The 20,363-nt window shown below is 35.1% G+C and carries 9 protein-coding genes; 6 read left to right on the top strand and 3 right to left on the bottom strand.

What is annotated here, in order from left to right; translation table 11 throughout:
* Positions 1–242: 242 nt before the first annotated feature.
* The 5 genes from LB076_RS06565 (at position 243) to LB076_RS06585 (ending at position 15,286) form a co-directional block, all read left to right on the top strand.
* The gene (locus tag LB076_RS06565; RefSeq protein WP_070786750.1) at positions 243–3,917 is read left to right on the top strand and encodes a PKD domain-containing protein; all 3,675 of its coding nucleotides are present in this window, start codon (positions 243–245) and stop codon (positions 3,915–3,917) included.
* A gap of 178 nt (positions 3,918–4,095) precedes the next feature.
* On the top strand, positions 4,096–6,258 hold the full coding sequence (locus LB076_RS06570; protein WP_070786751.1) for a S9 family peptidase: 2,163 nt from the start codon (positions 4,096–4,098) through the stop codon (positions 6,256–6,258).
* A gap of 239 nt (positions 6,259–6,497) precedes the next feature.
* Positions 6,498–9,725 (top strand): SusC/RagA family TonB-linked outer membrane protein, encoded by a 3,228-nt coding sequence (locus tag LB076_RS06575; RefSeq protein WP_070786752.1) that lies wholly within the window; start codon positions 6,498–6,500, stop codon positions 9,723–9,725.
* 11 nt (positions 9,726–9,736) lie between these two features.
* On the top strand, positions 9,737–11,194 hold the full coding sequence (locus LB076_RS06580; RefSeq protein ID WP_070786753.1) for a SusD/RagB family nutrient-binding outer membrane lipoprotein: 1,458 nt from the start codon (positions 9,737–9,739) through the stop codon (positions 11,192–11,194).
* Between the two features lie 669 nt (positions 11,195–11,863).
* Entirely contained in the window at positions 11,864–15,286 is a 3,423-nt protein-coding gene (locus LB076_RS06585; RefSeq protein WP_070786754.1) for a M43 family zinc metalloprotease, read from the top strand.
* 239 nt (positions 15,287–15,525) lie between these two features.
* On the opposite strand, the gene LB076_RS06590 is transcribed toward LB076_RS06585, so the two are convergent.
* The 3 genes from LB076_RS06590 to lhpI are packed head-to-tail and all read right to left on the bottom strand — an operon-like array spanning position 15,526 to position 18,816.
* Entirely contained in the window at positions 15,526–16,743 is a 1,218-nt protein-coding gene (locus tag LB076_RS06590) for a M24 family metallopeptidase (protein WP_070786755.1), read from the bottom strand.
* A 36-nt stretch (positions 16,744–16,779) separates the two neighbouring features.
* Positions 16,780–17,844, bottom strand: a complete 1,065-nt coding sequence (locus LB076_RS06595; protein ID WP_070786756.1) for a proline racemase family protein — start codon at positions 17,842–17,844, stop codon at positions 16,780–16,782.
* 3 nt (positions 17,845–17,847) lie between these two features.
* Entirely contained in the window at positions 17,848–18,816 is a 969-nt protein-coding gene (gene lhpI / locus LB076_RS06600) for a bifunctional Delta(1)-pyrroline-2-carboxylate/Delta(1)-piperideine-2-carboxylate reductase (protein ID WP_070786757.1), read from the bottom strand.
* Positions 18,817–18,968: 152 nt separating this feature from the next.
* Here lhpI and LB076_RS06605 point away from each other — a divergent pair, with 152 nt between their 5' ends.
* On the top strand, positions 18,969–20,258 hold the full coding sequence (locus LB076_RS06605) for a S28 family serine protease (protein ID WP_070786758.1): 1,290 nt from the start codon (positions 18,969–18,971) through the stop codon (positions 20,256–20,258).
* Positions 20,259–20,363: the final 105 nt, after the last annotated feature.

The following is a 20,363-nucleotide window of genomic DNA, read 5'->3' on the forward strand; positions in this document are numbered from 1 at the left end:
ACGTCTAATTTAGCTAAAAAAGTATTGTTGTGTTAAATAATTACAGAAATGCTTTAAATTGGTTAATATATTATTAGTAATGGGTAATATGAAGTAATAATCATGTGTTAATTTTTTGTTATTTTATCAAATTAGTAATTAATGTTAACTATTTAAATGAATTTTAAAAAAAATCAGTGTATTTTCTTTTGAATAAATTTATTTTTTGATGTTTTTTTAAAATAAACTAACCCCAAATTTTTATGAAAAAAAAATACTGCTTACTGATTGTTTTCTTAACAGTCTTTACTTTTAATCTTTCTGCCCAAAAAACTATTGGTTGCGGAACGAAACTTTCTGCTAAAGAGCAAGAGTCTTTTAGACGGGCTTTGCCTAAAATTGACGTTGCTAAAAAGGCAAAACTTGCTAACAAGACTGCTGCTACTACGTATGTAATACCAGTAGTATTTCATATTTTGAATGATGGTTCAAACATTCAAAAAACATTTACTAAGGCGCAAATGAAAAGTAGGATCGACGATGCGCTGGATGTGTGTAACAAAGATTTTAATGGTTTGTATCCAGGATACAATACTACAGACCCTCGATTTAATGCTGTAAAAAGCAAAATGGATATTCAGTTTGTTGCGGCAACAATTGATCCAGATGGTAATTTATTAGAAACACCAGGTATGAACTGGCATCCTGAAGCACATATAGTAGATGGATATGATTCCAGAATATATGACTATATGTATTACGGAAAAAAGGGTAAGTTTTATTTAGACATTGTTGTTGTTGATGAACCAAACCCAGGTCAAGGTGCTTTTGCATCTGGTCATGCTTTTTTGCCGGTTCAAGATGTGGTTCCTCACGTTACTTTTAATCATAGGTATATAGGTACAACTGGTGGGTCTGATGCCAGTTTTCAATTTGCAAAAGAAATGTCTCATGAGTTTGGTCATTATTTTGGTTTGCAGCATACTTTTCAAGATGATTGTGATCCTATTAATGATGGTATGGCAGATACCCCTCCAACAACATCTGGTTTTGGTTGTAATTTATCCGCAGTGAATACCTGTGGTGTAATCGCAAATTATGAAAACTTAATGGACTACAATGTAGATTGTCAGGCTATGTTTACTAAAGACCAAACCAACGCAATGACTTTTTGGTTAGATGATAGCTCTGTAGCTAAATATTCTAGACGTGCGCTATGGCAAACAAGTAACTTAGTTGCTGTAGGAGTTTTGGCTTCTAAGCCGGTTGCTAGTTTTAAAACAAGCACTACAGCTATTTGTGCAAACAAAACCGTAACATTTAAGGATGTTTCTACGGGTTTACCAGTATCTAGATCATGGACATTTGCAGGAGGTACTCCAGCTACTTCAACAGCTATCAACCCAACAGTTACTTATGCAACTGCAGGGAACTATGCTGTTACACTAACGGTTACTAATGCTGTTGGAAACGACACCAAAACCATAGCCGGTCATATAAAAGTAGGTCAAAAATCTAATGTAAATTTAGTGGAAACTTTCTCTGGAATTTTCCCACCTGATGGCTGGTTAATAACCAATCCAGATGCAGGAATTGAATGGGCTAAACGAAGCGATGTTGGTAATGGCGATACATCTTGTATGGTTATGAATAATAGCGATAATGCTGTAGCTGGTGAGTTAGATTACATACAATTGCCGTATTATAACTTGACCAATGGTGTTAATAGCCAGTTATTTTTTGATGTTGCCTACACTAAATTTGATGACGCAAGTCCAGATATTTTAGGCGTAGAAATTTCTACTAATTGTGGTTCTACTTGGACTTCTGTGTATTCTAAAACCCATACTCTTTTAGAAACAGCAAATGTTCCTACTGATATGTCTAACGCTTGGAAGCCAACAGTTGCTTCTAACTGGAGAAAAGAAGTAATTAATTTAGCACCGTATATTGGTAATCCAAACGTTACAATTCGTTTCAAAAACACTTCAGGATACGGAACACGTATATGGATTGATAACGTAAATGTTGCAATCGTACAGAGCGCTACACCAGTATCAGATTTTTCTGCAAGTGTAACAAAAACAAATTGCGCAAGTATTGTAGTGCCTTTTAAAGATGGTACCACAGGAAATCCAACAAGTTGGTCTTGGTCATTTCCAGGGGGAACACCAGCTACGTCAACTAGTCAAAATCCATCTGTAACCTATAATGCCCAAGGTGCTTATGCAGTCTCTTTGACTACTAGCAATGGTGCTGGAACAGGTACTACATCCGTTAAATCTAATTTTGTAGTGGTGGCTACTCCTGTAGGGACGTCATTTACAGAAGGATTTGAAGGAGTTTTCCCTCCAGCAGGTTGGGAAATAACCAACATCAAAAGTAATTTAACTTGGGAGAAAAGTACCGCTGCCGGGAACAATTCTTCTTCATGTATGATTATGAACAATGCAGATAACGCTACTGGAGATGTGGACGAAATTATGTTACGGCCATTAAATATGTCAGTAGGAGTTACGGATTTTTCATTTGATGTAGCCTACGCTAAATTTGATAAAGATAGTCCGGATGTTTTGGATGTTTTGGCTTCAAAAGATTGTGGTTTAACTTGGACAAAGGTATATTCAAAAACACACACTGTTCTTGAAACCGCAGTAAGTACAAAACCAAATGACTGGATTCCTGCTACAGCATCGGATTGGAGAACAGAAAGAATTTCATTATCCAGCTTTAAAGGGAGTGCTAATGTTTTAATTAAATTAGTAAATACCTCAGGATATGGTTCAAGAGTTTGGATTGATAATTTAAAACTTACTTTTGATAGCAAAGAAAAACCGCTTTCGGATTTTGTAATTACCAGCGAATTAGTATGTAGTGGTTTGCCAGTTAAATTTTCGGACACTTCTTTCGGGGAACCAACCTCATGGGCTTGGTCATTTCCAGGAGGAACGCCAGCTACGTCTACAAGTAAAACCCCTTCTGTAGTGTATCCTAATGCAGGAAGCTACAATGTTACTTTGGTGGCTACAAACAATTATGGTACTGGGACAACCATGACCAAAACAAACGCGGTAGTTATAAAAGGTAAAAGTGCTTTACCATTTCAAGAAAACTTCAGTGGTGTATTTCCTATAACAGACTGGCAAATCGCTAATTTGGATGGGGATGTTATTACCTGGGAAAAAAGCACTCTAACCGGAAAAGGAGATTCTAATTGTTTGGTTATTAATAATGCAGATGCTCCAACGGATTTAATTGATGAATTGATATTAAAGCCATTAGATTTGACTACAGCGGCAACTCCTTATTTTCATTTTGACTTAGGGTATACGCAATACTTAAATGCTTTTGATGTAACACCAGTACCAGCTCCAGACAAAATAGACATACTTGTTTCTTCTGACTGTGGTGTAACCTGGACTAATGTTTACTCCAAAAATCAATTACAGCTACAAACTGCAAACCCAATAATTCAAGATGACAAAGCTACAGCAGATGTTAATGAAACAAATACTTGGGTACCAACTAAAGACTCTGATTGGAGAAAAGAAACCGTAGATCTTAGTGTAGTTAAAAATCAGTCTAATGTATTGCTTAAGATTAAAAATACGTCAGGATATGGAACTAGAATTTGGTTTGATAACTTTAATGTAACCAATAGTCCAGTACTTGCGGTAAAAGAAAACCAAATAGAAGGTCTTGCGGTATATCCAAATCCTTCTAAAGGAATGTTCACTTTACAGTTGCCAGCAACTCAGGATACATATTCTATTGTGGTATATAATTTGTTAGGTCAAGTGGTATTGGAAGACAGTATCACCGGAAATGATGCAAGTAAAGCAACCATTAATTTAACAGGTAAAACAAACGGAGTATATATAGTGAAAATTGAATCTTCGGATAAAAAAGTTTCTATACATAAATTAGTTAAAAACTAAAATAATTAGTTATAATCTAAATCATAAAAGCTGGGCTCTAAAGAGTCCAGCTTTTTTTGGTTTAAACCATTGTTTGGCACGTTTATTTTAAATATCTTGCAACCTTTATTTAGGTGCGTTGAGTGTGTTTTAATTGATAATACGTATTTAAAGTAATTTTAATTTTTAAGTTTAAATAATGAAAAAACAATTTTTCTTACTTTTTTTAATTTTTTCCAATGCATTTTCACAACAACAGATAGATGTCAATGCATTAAATTGGTTGCCCAACTCCCATTCTTTTTGGATGAATAATTCAGAGAAGGATATCGTTGTTTATAATGCAGATAATGTAGCAGAGGGTACGATAGTTTTAACACAAGAAAGTTTAAAAAAATCTGGTTTTGAATATGCAGTAGAAGATTTGGTATGGAACGATGCTAAAACCAAAGTTCTGGTATATACTAATTCTAAAAAAGTTTGGAGAGCAAATACTAAAGGAGACTACTGGTTTTTTGATTTAACAACCAGAAAAGGAAAACAATTAGGAAAAGGATTGAAAGACGCATCGCTAATGTTTGCTAAGTTTTCAAGTGATGGTCAACATGTAGCCTATGTTTCGAATCATAATATTTATCTTGAAAATTTAATCACCGGAAAAATAACGTCGTTAACCACCGATGGAACGGATACCATAATTAATGGTACTTTTGACTGGGTTTATGAAGAAGAGCTAGCAGCCAGAGACGGCTTTAGATGGAGTCCTGATGGTAAGAGTATTGCTTTTTGGCGTACCGATGCTTCTAAAACAAAGTTTCATTTAATGATTAATAATACAGATGCGCTGTATCCGTTTACTATACCGGTGGAGTACCCTAAGGCTGGCGAAAAACCATCTTCTGTAAAAATTGGCGTGGTAGACATTGCTTCTTTAAAGACAAATTGGTTGGCTATACCTGGAGAACCGGATAATAATTATTTAGTTAGGATGCAATGGACTGCAAGGCAACAAATAATGGTGGTGCAGTTAAATAGACACCAAAATGAGGTCGTGTTATATAATTGTAATTCAGTAACCGGAAGCGCCAACAGTATATATAAAGAAACATCTTCCACTTGGATCGACGTTTTTGATACTTCATCAGGAGCTTATGATGGTTTCCCTTGTCATTTTGTAGACAACGGGAAGTCTTTTTTATGGAATTCGGACAAAGACGGTTGGATGCATATTTATAAAATAAGTAGTGATGGCAAGAAAAAAGAACTTTTGACTACCGGAAATTTTGATGCTTATTTTAAAGCCTATGATGGACAATCCAAATCCATCTACTATATAGCTAGTCCAACAGATGCAACGCAGCGTTATTTGTACCAAACCAATTTAAATTCTAAAAAAACAAAGCGTGTAACTCCAGAAGTATTTGAGGGCACCAATAGTTATGAGTTTTCAACAGACGGCATTTATGCCAAACATACCAATGCTAATATTACTAGAGATTACAATACGCGCTTAGTCAAACTACAAGGCCACCAAAAAATATTGCCAGCATCTGAAGATGTGTTTCTTTTGCCAAAGCGTAACTATTCTTTAGAGAAGTTTAAAATAGTTACCACAGACGGAATTGCAATGGATGGCGTAATGGCAAAGCCATTGGATTTTGATCCTTCCAAAAAATATCCAGTTTGTTTTTATGTCTATGGAGAGCCTATGGCTTCAGTGGCGGATGATGCGCCGTATTTTAATTCATTGATTGCTAGTATAATACCAGATGGTTATATTGGTATAGCTATGGATAATAGGGGAGCTCCTGTATTAAAAGGCACAGAGTGGCGAAAATGTATTTACAAAAACATAGGTATAATTAATACCCGAGACCAGGCAATGGCTGCTAAAGAAATTTTGAAATGGCGCTTTATAGATTCAGAAAGAGTTGCTGTTCATGGTTGGAGTGGAGGAGGAGCTGTTACCTTAAATCTAATGTTTCAATATCCGGAAATATACAAAACAGGAGTTGCGGTAGCAGCTGTAGTGGATCAACATTTTTATGATAACATTTATACCGAAAGATACATGGGCTTGCCTAGTGAAAATGAATTAAATTACAAACAAGCTTCGCCGGTTACTCATGCCAAAAACTTAAAAGGCAACCTGCTATATATACATGGTACTGGTGATGATAATGTGCATTATAAAAATGCAGAAGTTTTGATAAATGAGTTGATAAAAAACGATAAAATGTTTGATCTTATGGTGTATCCAAATCGGGCGCACAGTATTTATGAAGGAGAAGGAACTAGAAAGCATTTGCGAAATACTTTTGTAAAATTTATTAAAAAGAACGCTCCTCCGGGAGCCAAATAAATAACAACTTTAAAAAAAGAGGATTTTCTATTAGGGAATCCTCTTTTTTTTGCTCTATAGGATATTAAGTCCATATTAGGAATTAATTATTTCTTTAAAAGTTGGAAAGATAATATAGTATCTAAAACGCATTAAAAACAGCTCTATCGGATAATATAATGAATTTTTAAGGTAATATATTATCATAAAATTAACTTAAAAAGTTACATATTTGTAATTACTAATTATAAAACCATTTTATGAAATTTAAGATTAATCTTAGGAAAATTGCAGTACTATTTTTTGTACTAGTAGCGCAACTTACGTTTGCTCAAGAGCGGGTTGTGTCAGGAATTGTTTCAGATGATACAGGGATGCCTTTACCAGGTGTTAGTGTGTTAATCAAAGGAACGCAAACAGGAACCCAGTCCGATTTTGACGGAAAGTACTCTATTAAAGCAAAGCCAAGTTCTGTACTTGTTTTTACTTACATAGGTATGGAGTCTAAAGAACTTGCTGCAACAAGCAGTAAATTGAATGTTAAATTAGCTTCAGGTTCTTTACAATTGAAAGAAATTGTAGTAACCGCTTTGGGTGTTAAAAGAGAGAAAAAAACTCTAGGATACGCATCACAAGAAGTTAAAGGTGAAGATTTAATGAAAGTGAATACAGGTAACGTTTCTAACAACATCTCTGGTAAAGTTGCTGGTGTTGAAGTTAGAAGAAATAATAATATTGGTGGTTCTACCAATGTTGTTATCCGTGGTACTACTTCTTTAACAGGAAATAACCAAGCTTTATGGGTTGTAGATGGTATTGTATTGAATAACGATAATACAAATACAAAGGATCAACAGGCAGGTGGAAATACTGGTGGGTATGACTATGGTAATGCAGCGTCGGATATCAATCCAGATGATATTGAGTCTATGAACGTTCTAAAAGGAGCTGCGGCAACTGCGTTATATGGTTCAAGAGCTTCTAATGGGGTAATTATTGTTACACTTAAAAAAGGAAGTAAATCAAAAGGTGGTTTAGGTGTTAGCTTTAGCACAGGTGTAAATATCGGAGTTGTAGATAAAGAAACTTTGCCAGAATACCAATCTATGTATGGTGGTGGTTATGGTCCTTTTTATGGAAATGTAGATTTAGGATCTGGATCTCATCCTTATGTAGCTACTGATGACGCTTCTTGGGGGCCAAAATATGATTCTTCATTATTGGTTTATAAATGGAACTCGTTCTATCCAGAATTGCCTACTTATGGTAAAGCTACTCCATGGGTTGCTCCAAAAAACAATCCAAACAGTTTTTATCAAAATAGCTTAACCTATACTAATAGTATTTCGATATCTGGGGCAAATGACCAAGGAGATTTTAGGTTTGCCTACAGTAACTACAACCAAACACAAGGTGTTTTGATTAATAGCGATAACAGAAAAGATAACTTTAATTTTACTGGAAGTTATAACCTATCACCAAAAACAAAAATCTCTGCATCTTCAAACTACATGAAGTCTAATGCTAAAGGGATGAATGAAACTGGTTACGGTGCTGGTGGAAATAACTACTTAAGTAGTGTGAGACAATGGTATTCTTCAAGTGTTGATTTTCAAGATCTAGAAGATGCGTACAACATTACAGGTCAAAATACTACTTGGAGTGTTAATGGGCCAAATGATTTGAGAATTGCTTTCCATGATAACCCATATTTTCAAAGACATAACAACTACAATACCTTGACAAGAGACCGTTTCTTTGGTAATGTTGTTTTAAATACTGAGGTTACTAACTGGTTTAGTGTTATGGGTAGAGGTGCTGTAGATTTTTACCACCAATTACAAGAGGAGCGCATTGCTGTTGGATCTAAAAGAACGGCTAATCTTGGTGGACAATATTCAAGATACGACAAAACTTTTAGAGAGTTCAACTTAGACTTGATGATGAATTTTAAAACTGGTATCACAGAAGGAATTAGTTTTAACGGTATGTTAGGAGCAAATGCCAGACGTTCTGTAAATAGTAATATTTATGCACTTACTAATGGTGGTTTAGTTGTACCTGGAATTTATGCTTTAAGTAATTCGAAAGATTTGATCACGAGCCCTTCAGAAGGTTTAGAAACTATTGGTTCTAATAGTGTTTATGGTACGGCTGGATTTAATTTATACGATACGTATTTTGTTGAAGGTACTTATAGAGTCGATCAAGATTCTACATTACCAACCCAAAACAATACCTTTACATATCCTTCTATCACAGGAACCTATATTTTTAGTAACCATTTAAAAAACAATTGGTTGTCTTTTGGTAAAGTTCGTTTGAACTATGCAGAAACAGGTAATGGTACTTCTTTTGCTACTACAAAAGCAATTTATCCTAAAAACGATAACTTTGGGCCTGGTGGAATCCGTTTTTCTACACAAAACCAAAAAAGCAATGAAGAGTTAAAGAGTGAATTAACTAAAGGAGTAGAGGCTGGTATTGAGCTTAAATTCTTTAGAAACAGATTAGGTTTGGACTTCTCTTACTACAAAACAAATACAACCAATCAAATTTTGTCTATTGAGACTCCTTCGCAAACTGGATATACTTCAGCTTATGTTAATGCAGGGGATGTTCAGAATAAAGGATACGAGTTATCTTTAACTGCAATACCGGTTAAAACAGAAAATTTTTCTTGGCAAACAACAGTTAACTGGTCTACTAACCAAAATGAAGTTATTTCATTAGGAGGAGCAGATCAAATTTCATTAGGATCTTCTCAAGGAATTGGCTATGTTGCGCAAGTTGGTAAACCTGTAGGTCAATTAATTGGAACTGGTTTTACATATAAAGATGGTCAAAAAGTAATTACTCCTTTTGATCCTGATGCTGTTACAGGTGGTAGATATGTGACATCTAATGGGGTAACTATTGGAGATGTTAACCCAGATTGGATTGGTGGTTTGAATAACGTGTTTACATACAAAAACCTAGGTTTTAATTTCTTAATTGATGTTAAAAAAGGTGGTGATGTATATTCTTTAGACCAACAATACGGACATACTGCTGGTATTTATCAAAGTACAGTAACTAACAACCACAATGGGGTTCCACAACGTGAAACTATTGCAAATGGTGGAGGTATCTTGTTAGATGGTGTTCAAGCAGACGGTACTAAAAATACGGTTGTAGGTACGCTAGATAGTTATAACGGTTATGATTTTTATAACTCTATGCCACAACAACAATACGTGTACGATGCTTCTTATGTGAAGTTGCGTGAGGTAGGTTTGAGCTATAAATTGCCAAAAAGATTCTTAGATAACATGTTTATTAATAATGTGGTTTTTGCTGTAAATGCAAGTAATCTTTGGATCATTAGCAAAAATTTACCGTATGCAGATCCTGAGGCAGGAATGTCTTCTGGTAACATACAAGGCTTTCAAACTGGGGTTTTACCAACTTCAAAAGAGTATAATTTCACATTGAAAGTTCAATTCTAAAAAAAAATAATATGAGAATTATAAAAACAATATTTTTTGCAGGAGCTATTTTACTTTCTATAGCTTCATGTGATAACTTGGACAACATGAACCAAGATACAAAAGCATATACAACTGCTTTACCAAGTGCTTTAATGACTAGCTCGCAAGTGAATTATGCTTATTTTTTGACTAACGCAAGTGTTAACTCTAATAACTTTAGAGCTTATGTACAGCAATGGACTCCGCCTAATTATCGTAACGAGGCTAATTATGACCAAGCTAGTAGAAATTTAGGGAATAATTATTCTATTACCTTATATAGAGATGTTTTGCAAGATTTAGTAAATGCTAAAAAGCAAATCAGTGATTCCAATGCATTGGGTCCAATCCAACAAGCAGAAAAGAATAATAAATTGGCTGTTCTAGAGGTACAAATCATTATGGCTTACCAGACTTTGGTAGACATTTTTGGTAATGTCGCGTATACAGAAGCTTTAGATATAAAAGCATTTCCTTACCCTAAGTACGATGATGCAAAAACAATCTATTTAGATCTTGCTTCTCGTTTAGATGCTGCAATTGCTAGTATTGATACTGCTAATGGTAGTTTTGGTACTGCAGATTTAATTTATCAAGGTAACATGGCCAAATGGAAAACGTTGGCTAATAGTGTTAAACTAAAAATGGGATTGCATCTTGCAGATGTGGAACCTGCTAAAGCTAAAGCGATGGTAGAGTCTGCGTTTCTTTCTGGAATAATGACTAGTGAGGCACAAACAGCTTTGTTTAAGTATTTTTCTTCTAACATTGACATGAATCCTTTATATGACAGTTTGGTTAATGAATCTCAAATTGTTATGGCAGAACCTTTTGTTAATGAATTAAACGCTAAGGCGGATCCAAGACGGGATCATTTCTTTGACCCAGCTTCTAAAATTGCTGGTCAATACAAAGGAGCTCCGTATGCAGAACAAGCAGTTTATGGTAATTTTTCACACGCTGGTACTAAATTGCAATCTAAAACCAATCCTGGTGTAATATTTGACTATACAGAAACGTGTTTCTTATTAGCAGATGCAGCAAACAGAGGTTTTAGTGTTGGTGGTACAGCAGCTGATTACTACAAAAAAGGTATCGAAGCAAGTATGAAATACTGGGGAGTTGCTGATGCGGATATTGCTACTTATTTAGCAAGACCAGATGTTGCGTTTGCTACGGCAGCCGGAACAGACAAGCAAAAAATTGCGTACCAACTTTGGATTGCGTATTACAACCGTGGTTTTGAAGCTTGGACAGAGTACAGAAGATTGGATTACCCAGTCTTGACGGCACCTACTAGTGCAGTAGCTGCTTCAGGAGGTAAAATTCCGGTTAGAGTTATCTATTCTCTTTTTGATAAAACGTTGAATAAAGCAAATTACGAAGCTGCATCAACAGCTATTGGTGGTGATAACATGACCACAAAAATTTTCTGGGATAAATTTTAATTAATTTCCTAAATTTTTATAACCGCCTCAGTAATGAGGCGGTTTTTTTTTGTTTAAAATTGTGACTGTTTTTTTAGGCTGTTTTATTTTAAATAACGTTTATTTTATTTACTCTTATGTTTTTGAGCGCATTCTTAATGAATGCCTTTTTTTTGTACATAGCTGTTGCTAAATGTTTTGTTTTGTATTTTAGTATACTTTAAATACCAAATTGGTGTTTTTATAGGTGTAAATATAGATTTAGTTTTAGTTTTATTCTGTTCTTGCGCTATTTGTGATCCAAAGTATATTATTCATTAGATTATTCTTCAATCGTGTTGTGGATGGTGTTTTACTACTCAATTTTGTATACGGCTTTTGGGCCAAGTTTTATTTTCTACACAGATAATTAATTATTTAACAGATAGATTTTTTTTTCGTTGGCATTTTAAATTTTAGACAACATAAAACGGTTTTATGCTTTTATTCAGCTCTAGTAAGGGCTATTTAATTTGTTTTAAAGCTACTTTTTCTGACAATTACGCACCTATAGGCTCTTTCTTTTTTACTTTATATTTTTTTAGAGTTAATTATGTGTCAATAATATATTGTTATTGATTAAAATAGTATCATAAATACCTGTTATTTTATGTTATCTTTGTGTATATTAATTGTAATCCAAAAAATACCATGAAACTAAAACTACTATTGTTTTTTCTAATGTTCAGTTTATTGAAGGTTAGTGCTCAGGGTTTGCCTTGTAGGACGACTGAGGAAAATGCTAAAGTGTATCGAGATAATCCGAGTTCACTTAAGGAAAAGAAAGATTTTGATATCTTTAGTAAAAAGTTTGCTTTAGAGCAAAAAAACAAATCGTCTAAATTGCAAGCTGCTACATATACTGTTCCAGTTGTTTTTCATATTTATGGCGAAACGCAAAGTGGTAAATCGGTGACATACCAGAAAATTGTAAATCACCTCGCTCAAGTTAATGATGATTTTAACGGAAGGAATGCGGATTATCAAACTGTCGAACCTTTTTTTCAAGCAAGAAGGAGTACCTTAAACATTGAGTTTAAACTTGCGAAAATTGATCCTAGTGGAGGTTGTACGGATGGTGTTGTTTTTCATCCTGCAAAAAATGGTTACGGTAACGGAGGTGGGTATGACGCTCAAATTGCTGCTGACGCATGGGATAATAAAAAATATATAAATGTTTATATTCAAAATGATTTATATAATGATGGTTCATTGACTAATTCAGGTGTTGCTTGGTATCCAGACACGTATATGACAAATAATAATACTGCGCGTATTGTTTTTAATGGTGCTTATTTATATGATAACTCTTATAGTAAAGAGTTTTCCGCTACTTTGACTCATGAGTTTGGACATTTTTTTAATTTGATCCATACGTTTGATGGTGGTTGTGCTGGAACGGATGAAGTGGCTGATACCCCTAAAGAAGATGGTAATCACACATTAGCTTGTACTCCAGGTACAAATTGTGATGGTGATAAGGTGAATTTTGAAAATTATATGGGTTACAATGGAGCTCAAGGTTGTTATAAAATGTATACTCAAGGTCAAGTTACGCGTATGCTTGCTGCTTTGCAACATCCTGCACGTATTACGCTTTGGCAATCTCAGAATTTGATTGACACTGGTGTAAATTCAAGTGGTAGTGCTTTAGTAGCATCTACAGTTTCGTTCAAAGAAGCAGTAGTTAATGATGGTTCTTTTGATTCATCTTCTATAGTAACATTAAATGGAACTAAAAAGTTTGCCGTTTCTTCAGGAGCTATGATTGCAGGTACGCATTTCACACATACTTTTCCTGCTGGAGTTACCCCAGTTTTAACGGTTAATTCTAACAGCCAAGTTACTGTTACTATCACTGGTAAAGCAACTAATCACGCTTTGGCTAATAACGCTTCAGGAGGTATCACTTTCTTACCTGCAGCTTTTGTTGGTGGAGCAACAGGTTTGTCTTGTTCTTCTGTATTTTATAGTTTTAAATATGCGGACCCTTACGGTATCTTTTTTGTAGACATGCCAGATGTGGTTATTTCTTCTACTTTAGATTGGAAATTTTTTGAAATAGCTAAAGGAGATGATGCAGCTTTTGGAGGTTGGAGATTTGCAGCTAATGCATTAAAAATCGAAACCTATTCTAAGCAATTAGTATGCGAAACGGGTACTAAAAATATATCTTTATTAGCTCCAAACACAGCGGTTGGTTCTACTAGTAATTTTACCTCTCCTGGTGCTTATCCTAATCAATTGGATTTAAGAAAAGCAGATTATACTGTTTGGGATGGTAAAACAGGTTATGTAGGTTTCAATTATTTAATTGATGGTGCAACTTGTTATGGTTGGTTTAAAGTTAGTGTTAATGCTAACGGTGATGGGTACACTATATCTGAATATGCTTATAATACACAGCCTGGTTCACCAATATATACTGGTATGACTGCTAAAGTAGCTGTTGTAGTATCTGCTGATAACTTATATGAATCGGAAACTAATGACGGTTCTGTAACTGCAACGAGTTCTATTTCTTTATCTACAAATAATGGAACTTTTACAAAAAGTAGTGGTACTTTAGTATCTGGTACCGATTATACCATTACAGGTGTTCCTTCTGGTTTAACAGCGGTTTTGACACTTCAGAGTAATTCAAAAGTGGTGCTTACTTTTACTGGTAAAGCAACTTCGCATGTGCCAGCTAATGACGCTGCAGTACTTATTACCTTCAAGGATGCTGCAATCACTGGTGGTATAGCAGTTTTAGACAACCCAGCCAAAACAATTAATGTAAAGTTTGAAGCTCCTTATGGTATTTACTATGTGAACAACCCGGATTATAGCGCTTCTGCCGCAACGCCATGGCAATATTTCAACCTTGGTATCGGTGATGATACAGAGTATGGTGCATGGCAATTTGCTGCTGCAGCTTTAAAAATCGAGACTTATGATAAGCGTTTGGTAACTCAAGCTGGAACTAGAAATATTACTTTAATTCCTTCCGGAACTTCTATAGGTTCTTTCAGTAATTTTGTTGCTCCAGGAGCCTATCCAGATCAATTAGATTTAAGAACAGCAACGTATACTGCTTGGGATAATCAAACTGGATATGTAGGTTTTGAATACACAAGTAGAGGGCGTATTTGTTATGGTTGGATGCATGTTAAAGTAGAAGCAGGTGGGGTTGGTTTCACTGTTTTAGATTTTGCATATAATACTAAACCAAACGATCCTATAACAACAGGTACGCAAACTGTAGTTACAGTTCTTGCTCCTACCAATTTAGTTGCTGTTGGAAATAAAACAGCCTTAAGTGCAAATCTTACCTGGGTAAATAATGCCACAGACGCTACAAATGTAATTGTTGAAAGAGCTGGAGCAGATAATATTTTTGCAGAAATTGCTGCCTTAGCAAGTACTGCAACGTCTTATACTAATACAGGTTTGGTAAAAGATATTACTTATAAATACAGAGTTAGAGCTAAAAAAGGAACGGATTTCTCGGACTATTCAAATGTTGTAACTGTATTGCTTACTGATAATCCAGTTGCTACATTAACTAAACCGGTTATTAGCGATGGTGGTACTTATGATTCTGGTTTTTATGCTTACTGGGGAAATCTTGTAGTTGGTGCAACATTATATGATGTAGAATACAAAAACCCTTCTGGAGTATGGACTTCTGTTGGAACTACAGATTCGTATACATTATGGGTACCAAAAGTTGGAACACAAGTAATCTATGAGTTTAGAGTTAGAGCTAAAAACGCTACAGAGTTTAGTGAATGGAGTAATGCAATTGCGAATTTGACGGATGGAACGGTTGTGTTATCTACAGCAAATTATAATTTGGAAGGTAAAACATTTACAATGTTTCCAAACCCAGCTTCAGATGTTGTACAGTTCAGTTTTAATAACTTAGATACTAATAAAATTACGTTAACAATTTATAATGTTAATGGAGTTGTAGTTGGAACGGTTAAAAACGTTACTACGTATTCTGTAAGCCACCTTGCAAAAGGAATGTATCTTGTAGTAGCTACTGATGGTAATTTTGTAGAAACAAAAAAAATATTAGTAAAATAGTTTTAATATAATTTTAGCTAATACTCGTTGTTAGTGACAAAATTTTAAAAACACTTGCAAATTTTGCAAGTGTTTTTTTTTTGGTATAAATCAAGACGTTTCTGATGGTAGACTTTTGGCTTTGATTGGCATTTTAATTGCAAATAAAACACGGGTGTTGAAGCATAAAAAAGCAGGGTAGTAAAAATTAATTTACTACCCTGCTTTTTTATTCATATTTTATATAGGTAATGCTTTTTCTAAGTTGTAATTCCAAATGGATTATCAATACTTTCCATAGGGGTAGTAAACCACTTTGGGCCATTTTTGGTCATATAAAAATGATCTTCATGGCGTATACCAAATTCACCCGGAACACATATCATAGGTTCGTTACTTACTACCATACCCTCCAATAATTGGGTTTGATTACCTCTAACTAAGTACGGATATTCATGGATGTCTAATCCAGTTCCGTGACCTACACGATGTGGTAAACCCGGAATTTTATAATCTCCACTTAGACCGGCTTCGGCCAATACTTTTCTTGCGGCATCATCCACAGAACCACAAGTGGCGTTGATTTGTGCAGCTTCAAAAGCAGCTCTTTGTGTTGCTTTTTCTAGATTCCAGATTTTTCTGTGTGCCTCTGTAGGAGTTCCGTAAACGTATGTTCTTGTAATGTCTGATAAATAGCCTTCTAAACGACAGCCAGTATCCACTAAAACAATATCATTTTCTTTTAGGTTTTGTGGTGTCGTTACGCCGTGCGGGTATTGAGAGTCGTCACCAAATAAAACTATACAAAAATAAGACCCCGAAGCTACACCTGCTTTAATGTGTGCTTTATGTATAAAATCTACTACGGTATTTACTTCCATGCCAGGGTACAAAATTTTAGCTACCGCTCTTTGAACCACCATGGTGATTTCTTTTGCTTGTTGAATAATGGCAATTTCATTAGCGGATTTTTGCATTCTACACCCAGCTGTTATTGGTTGGGCATTGGTGAAATCATAAGCTGGGTTTGCTTTAGTTGTCCCGTCTACCAAGAAATAAGCTGCGGATTCGTCTAGTGCTATTGTTCCGCTTGTTATTTGTTTGTTTTTTAATATAGTTCCCAATAAGGCATAAGGACTTTCGTGTTCTTCCCAGCAGTTCAAATTACCGGGCATTTGCATGAATTTTTTAAAGGTGCCATCTTCAAATTGAGGTACAATGTACTCGATGCTTTCATCTTCAAAAAGCAACGCTCCCACCATTCTTTCCGAAGGATTCCATTTGGTACCCGTAAAATAGTATAAATTGGTACCGGCATTAATATACATTGCCTTACAGTTTTGTTCCTTCATCAAAACCACTGCTTTTTGGATGCGTAACTGGTATTCTTCTATAGCAATAGGTTGCACATTAGTGGTCATGTCTTCGATTTTAGCTAATTCAATAGCTGCGGTAGAACCGCCTACTCCAATTGTCATTTGTTATTTTTTTAAATTATGGTATATTTTTAATTTTTATCGCAAAATAAAGCCATCTTTCATAGGATCCAACGGGTCGATAATAAAAGTGTTTTTGCCAGTAACATAAGCAGTACCTTCTACTTGAGGTATTACAGCCTGAAATGGACCAAAATCTTTTTCTGAGATTAGGGAACAATTAAAGGTGCTTCCGGTGATGCTTTCAATTGTGATACTTTGATTTTCTGAAATAGTATTACGGGCTTTCTCTATAGCAATCCTACCGGATACTCCAGATCCTGTTGGAGATCGGTCTACTTCTCCTTCGGCAAATACACACACATTTCTACTATGGTTTTTAGCATCTTGTGGGCTATCAATAAAAATGGTGCCGTACAAAAAGCTTAAATCGTCTTCAAAGGGATGTATTATTTGATTGTCTTGATTATGGACTGCTTCTTTGATGGCAATACCAGCTTGAATAATTGCGCGGTAATCTTTGTCTGTTAGATTTAAATTTAAGTTGTTTTTTTTAAGGTCCACATAAGCATAAAATGCACCGCCATAGGCTAGGTCATAGGTTATTTCGCCAAAACCAGGAACAGTTACTACTCTGTCTAGACCAACTACAAAACTGGGTACACAGTGAAAACGAACTCCTGTAATTTCGTTTTCTTTAATGGTTACAAAGGAATGTATTCTGCCACAAGGAGCATCAATTTTTAACTCATTTTCGCCTTCTTTCAAAATAATCCAATTCATTTTTGCCGCCAAGGTACTGATTGCTATAATAGCATGTCCGCACATGGTGCTGTATCCTTCATTATGCATGAATAAAATTCCAAAATCAGCTTGATCATCGTTTGGTGGTACCAATATACAGCCATACATATCTGCATGACCTCTGGGTTCAAACATTAAGGAAGTTCTAAGATAATCATAGTTTTCTTTAATGTCTCTTCGGTATTCTAAAACAGAATTTCCTTTCAATTCTGGAAAACCATCCACAATAATTCGTAAGGGTTCTCCTCCAGTATGCATGTCTATCGTTTTTATAGCTAAACAATTCTCTGGGATGACAAAATCACTATTCTTTAAAATAGTATGGTAGGTTGTATTCATTATTTATTGCTTGTTTGAGGTGCTATATTCGTGGTAAAAATAGGAGGCTGCTACTAAATCTTCCAGTGCGTGTCCTACGGATTTAAAATACGTAATTTCGTTATCGGAACTTCTTCCTTTTTTTGCATCGGAACACAATTCAAATAAATCGGCCTTAATATCTTCTTTTGTAATTATATTGTTTTGGAGAGGTATGAGTATATCGCCACTTTCTTTCAAGCCACCTTGATACGTGTCAATAAATACCGAGGATTTAGTTATGGCATCATCATCCGCCTCACGCATGTCTTTTTTATAAGCACCTACTAAGTCTAAATGCTGGCCTTCTTGCAACCATTTTCCTTCAATTAATGGAGTAGCAGATAAGGTAGCGCAAGATATAATGTCTACTTTTTTACTATATTCTTCAATAGAGCTTACGGCTTCACAGCTAAAAGGAAAATCTTTTAGCTCCTCACAAACGGCTTTTGCTTTTTCTAAATTTCTTCCCCATACATACACCGTAGTAATTGGTCTAACACTAGCATGTGCCTGAATTAAATTACAAGCCAATGCTCCGGTACCAACCATCAACAAGCTACTGGCATTTTCTCTAGACAAATAACTACTTGCCAATGCAGATGTAGATGCAGTTCTTTTTGCGGTTAATGATTTGGCATCTAAAATAGCTTTAATACCTCCTTTTTGTGCATCCATGTAAATATATACCCCTTGGATGGCAGGTAAATCGTGCTTGCCGTTATTAGGGCTCACCGTTACAATTTTTACACCTAAATCGTTTCCAGGATTAAAAGCAGGCATTAATAAAAGGGTAGAATCCATGCCTTCTTCAGGGTTCGGAAAATCATGATGGTGGCGCATTGGAACTTCAATTTGACTAGCACGAAAACCTTGTCTTAAAGATTCAATTAGACTTTCAAAATTACAATTTTCCTCCACAAAGGCATCAGAAATAAATGGGATTTTTTTCATTTCAATTAGTTTTTTACTAAAATTAAAACTTTATTTTTGAATTGTGTTATTTTACCTATAACTAGATAAAATAACACAATTCAATGGTAATATAGTATTGGTTTAGGTTTTCTATAGATAGTAATTTTAAGATTTAAATTAAACTTTACAAAATGACAAAATTCCATTACCTTATTTTATCCCTTTTTATCGCTTTAAGCACCTTAACAGTTGGTGCTCAAGAACGTATAAAAACAGCCTCTTTTTTAGAGCAAAAATTAGCCAGCTTGTTTCCTAAGGCTGTTATAACACCTATAGATAACCTGGAAGGATATACGGAGTCTTACCAATTGATATTAGAGGAGCCCTTGGATCACCAACATCCCGAAAAAGGCAGCTTTCAGCATTATATGTATTTATCCCATGCGGATTTTTCTAAACCTATGGTAATAGAGACCCATGGTTATAACACTTCCAATATAAAAAGCGAAGTAAGCACCTTATTGCAAGCCAATCAAGTAGCTGTTGAGTATCGCTTTTATGGAAAATCACGCCCAAACCCAATTCCTTGGGAATATTTGACCAATGACCAAGCCATAGCAGATTACCACAATATAGTTACAAAATTAAAAGAATTGTATACTGGAAAATGGATCTCAACCGGAATTAGCAAAGGAGGCGAAACAGCTTTGATTTACAAAACTAAATTTCCAAATGATGTAGACGTGGCCATGCCATATGTTGCTCCTATTATTAATACTACAGAAGACCCTAGAACCATCACACATATCAACACCGTAGGAACGGCCGCTTGTAGACAAAAAGTAACGGCATTTCAAAGAGCAATCCTAGAAAACAGAACCGAAGTAATGAATGTTTTTTCGCAATACGCAACAACTCATAAAATGCAATATACCGAAGTTTCTATGACAGAAGCATTAGAATATGCAGCATTAGAATTTTCTTTTTCATTTTGGCAATGGGGAGGCAAGTGTGATCAAATACCAGCCTCAGACGCATCTGCACAAGAGCTATTTGACTACCTTAATAAAGTAGTTGGACTCCGCACCTATAACGATGAGATGTATTACAATTTCTTACCCTCATATTACCAACATCTAAAAGAGTTGGGATATTATGGTTTTGATCTAACACCACTATCCGATTTATTGACAATAGTAAAAAGTAGTTCTAACGATCGGTTTGCACCAAAAGAGACTACAATAAAATTCAATCCGAGATACATTAAAAAAGTACGTAAGTATTTAGAAAAAAAAGGAGACCACATTCTATACATCTATGGAGGATACGATACTTGGTATGCCTGCGCACCAAATCCAAAAGCAAAAGTAGATGCCTTAAAAATGGTTCTTCCCCAAGGAAGTCATAGCACTCGAGTAAAAGACTTTCCTAAAAAAGAACAAACACTAATCCAGAATACACTAGAAAGATGGCTGAAATAGTATAAAGCATCTATTCCTACTATAATCTAAAAGGCAGCACCCAGAATTTTTGGATGCTGCCTTTTTTTACAAAACAAACCCTAGCTATATACAAAAGGAGCTAAG

Origin of the sequence: Flavobacterium crassostreae, from assembly GCF_001831475.1 — a bacterium.
Lineage (GTDB): Bacteria > Bacteroidota > Bacteroidia > Flavobacteriales > Flavobacteriaceae > Flavobacterium > Flavobacterium crassostreae.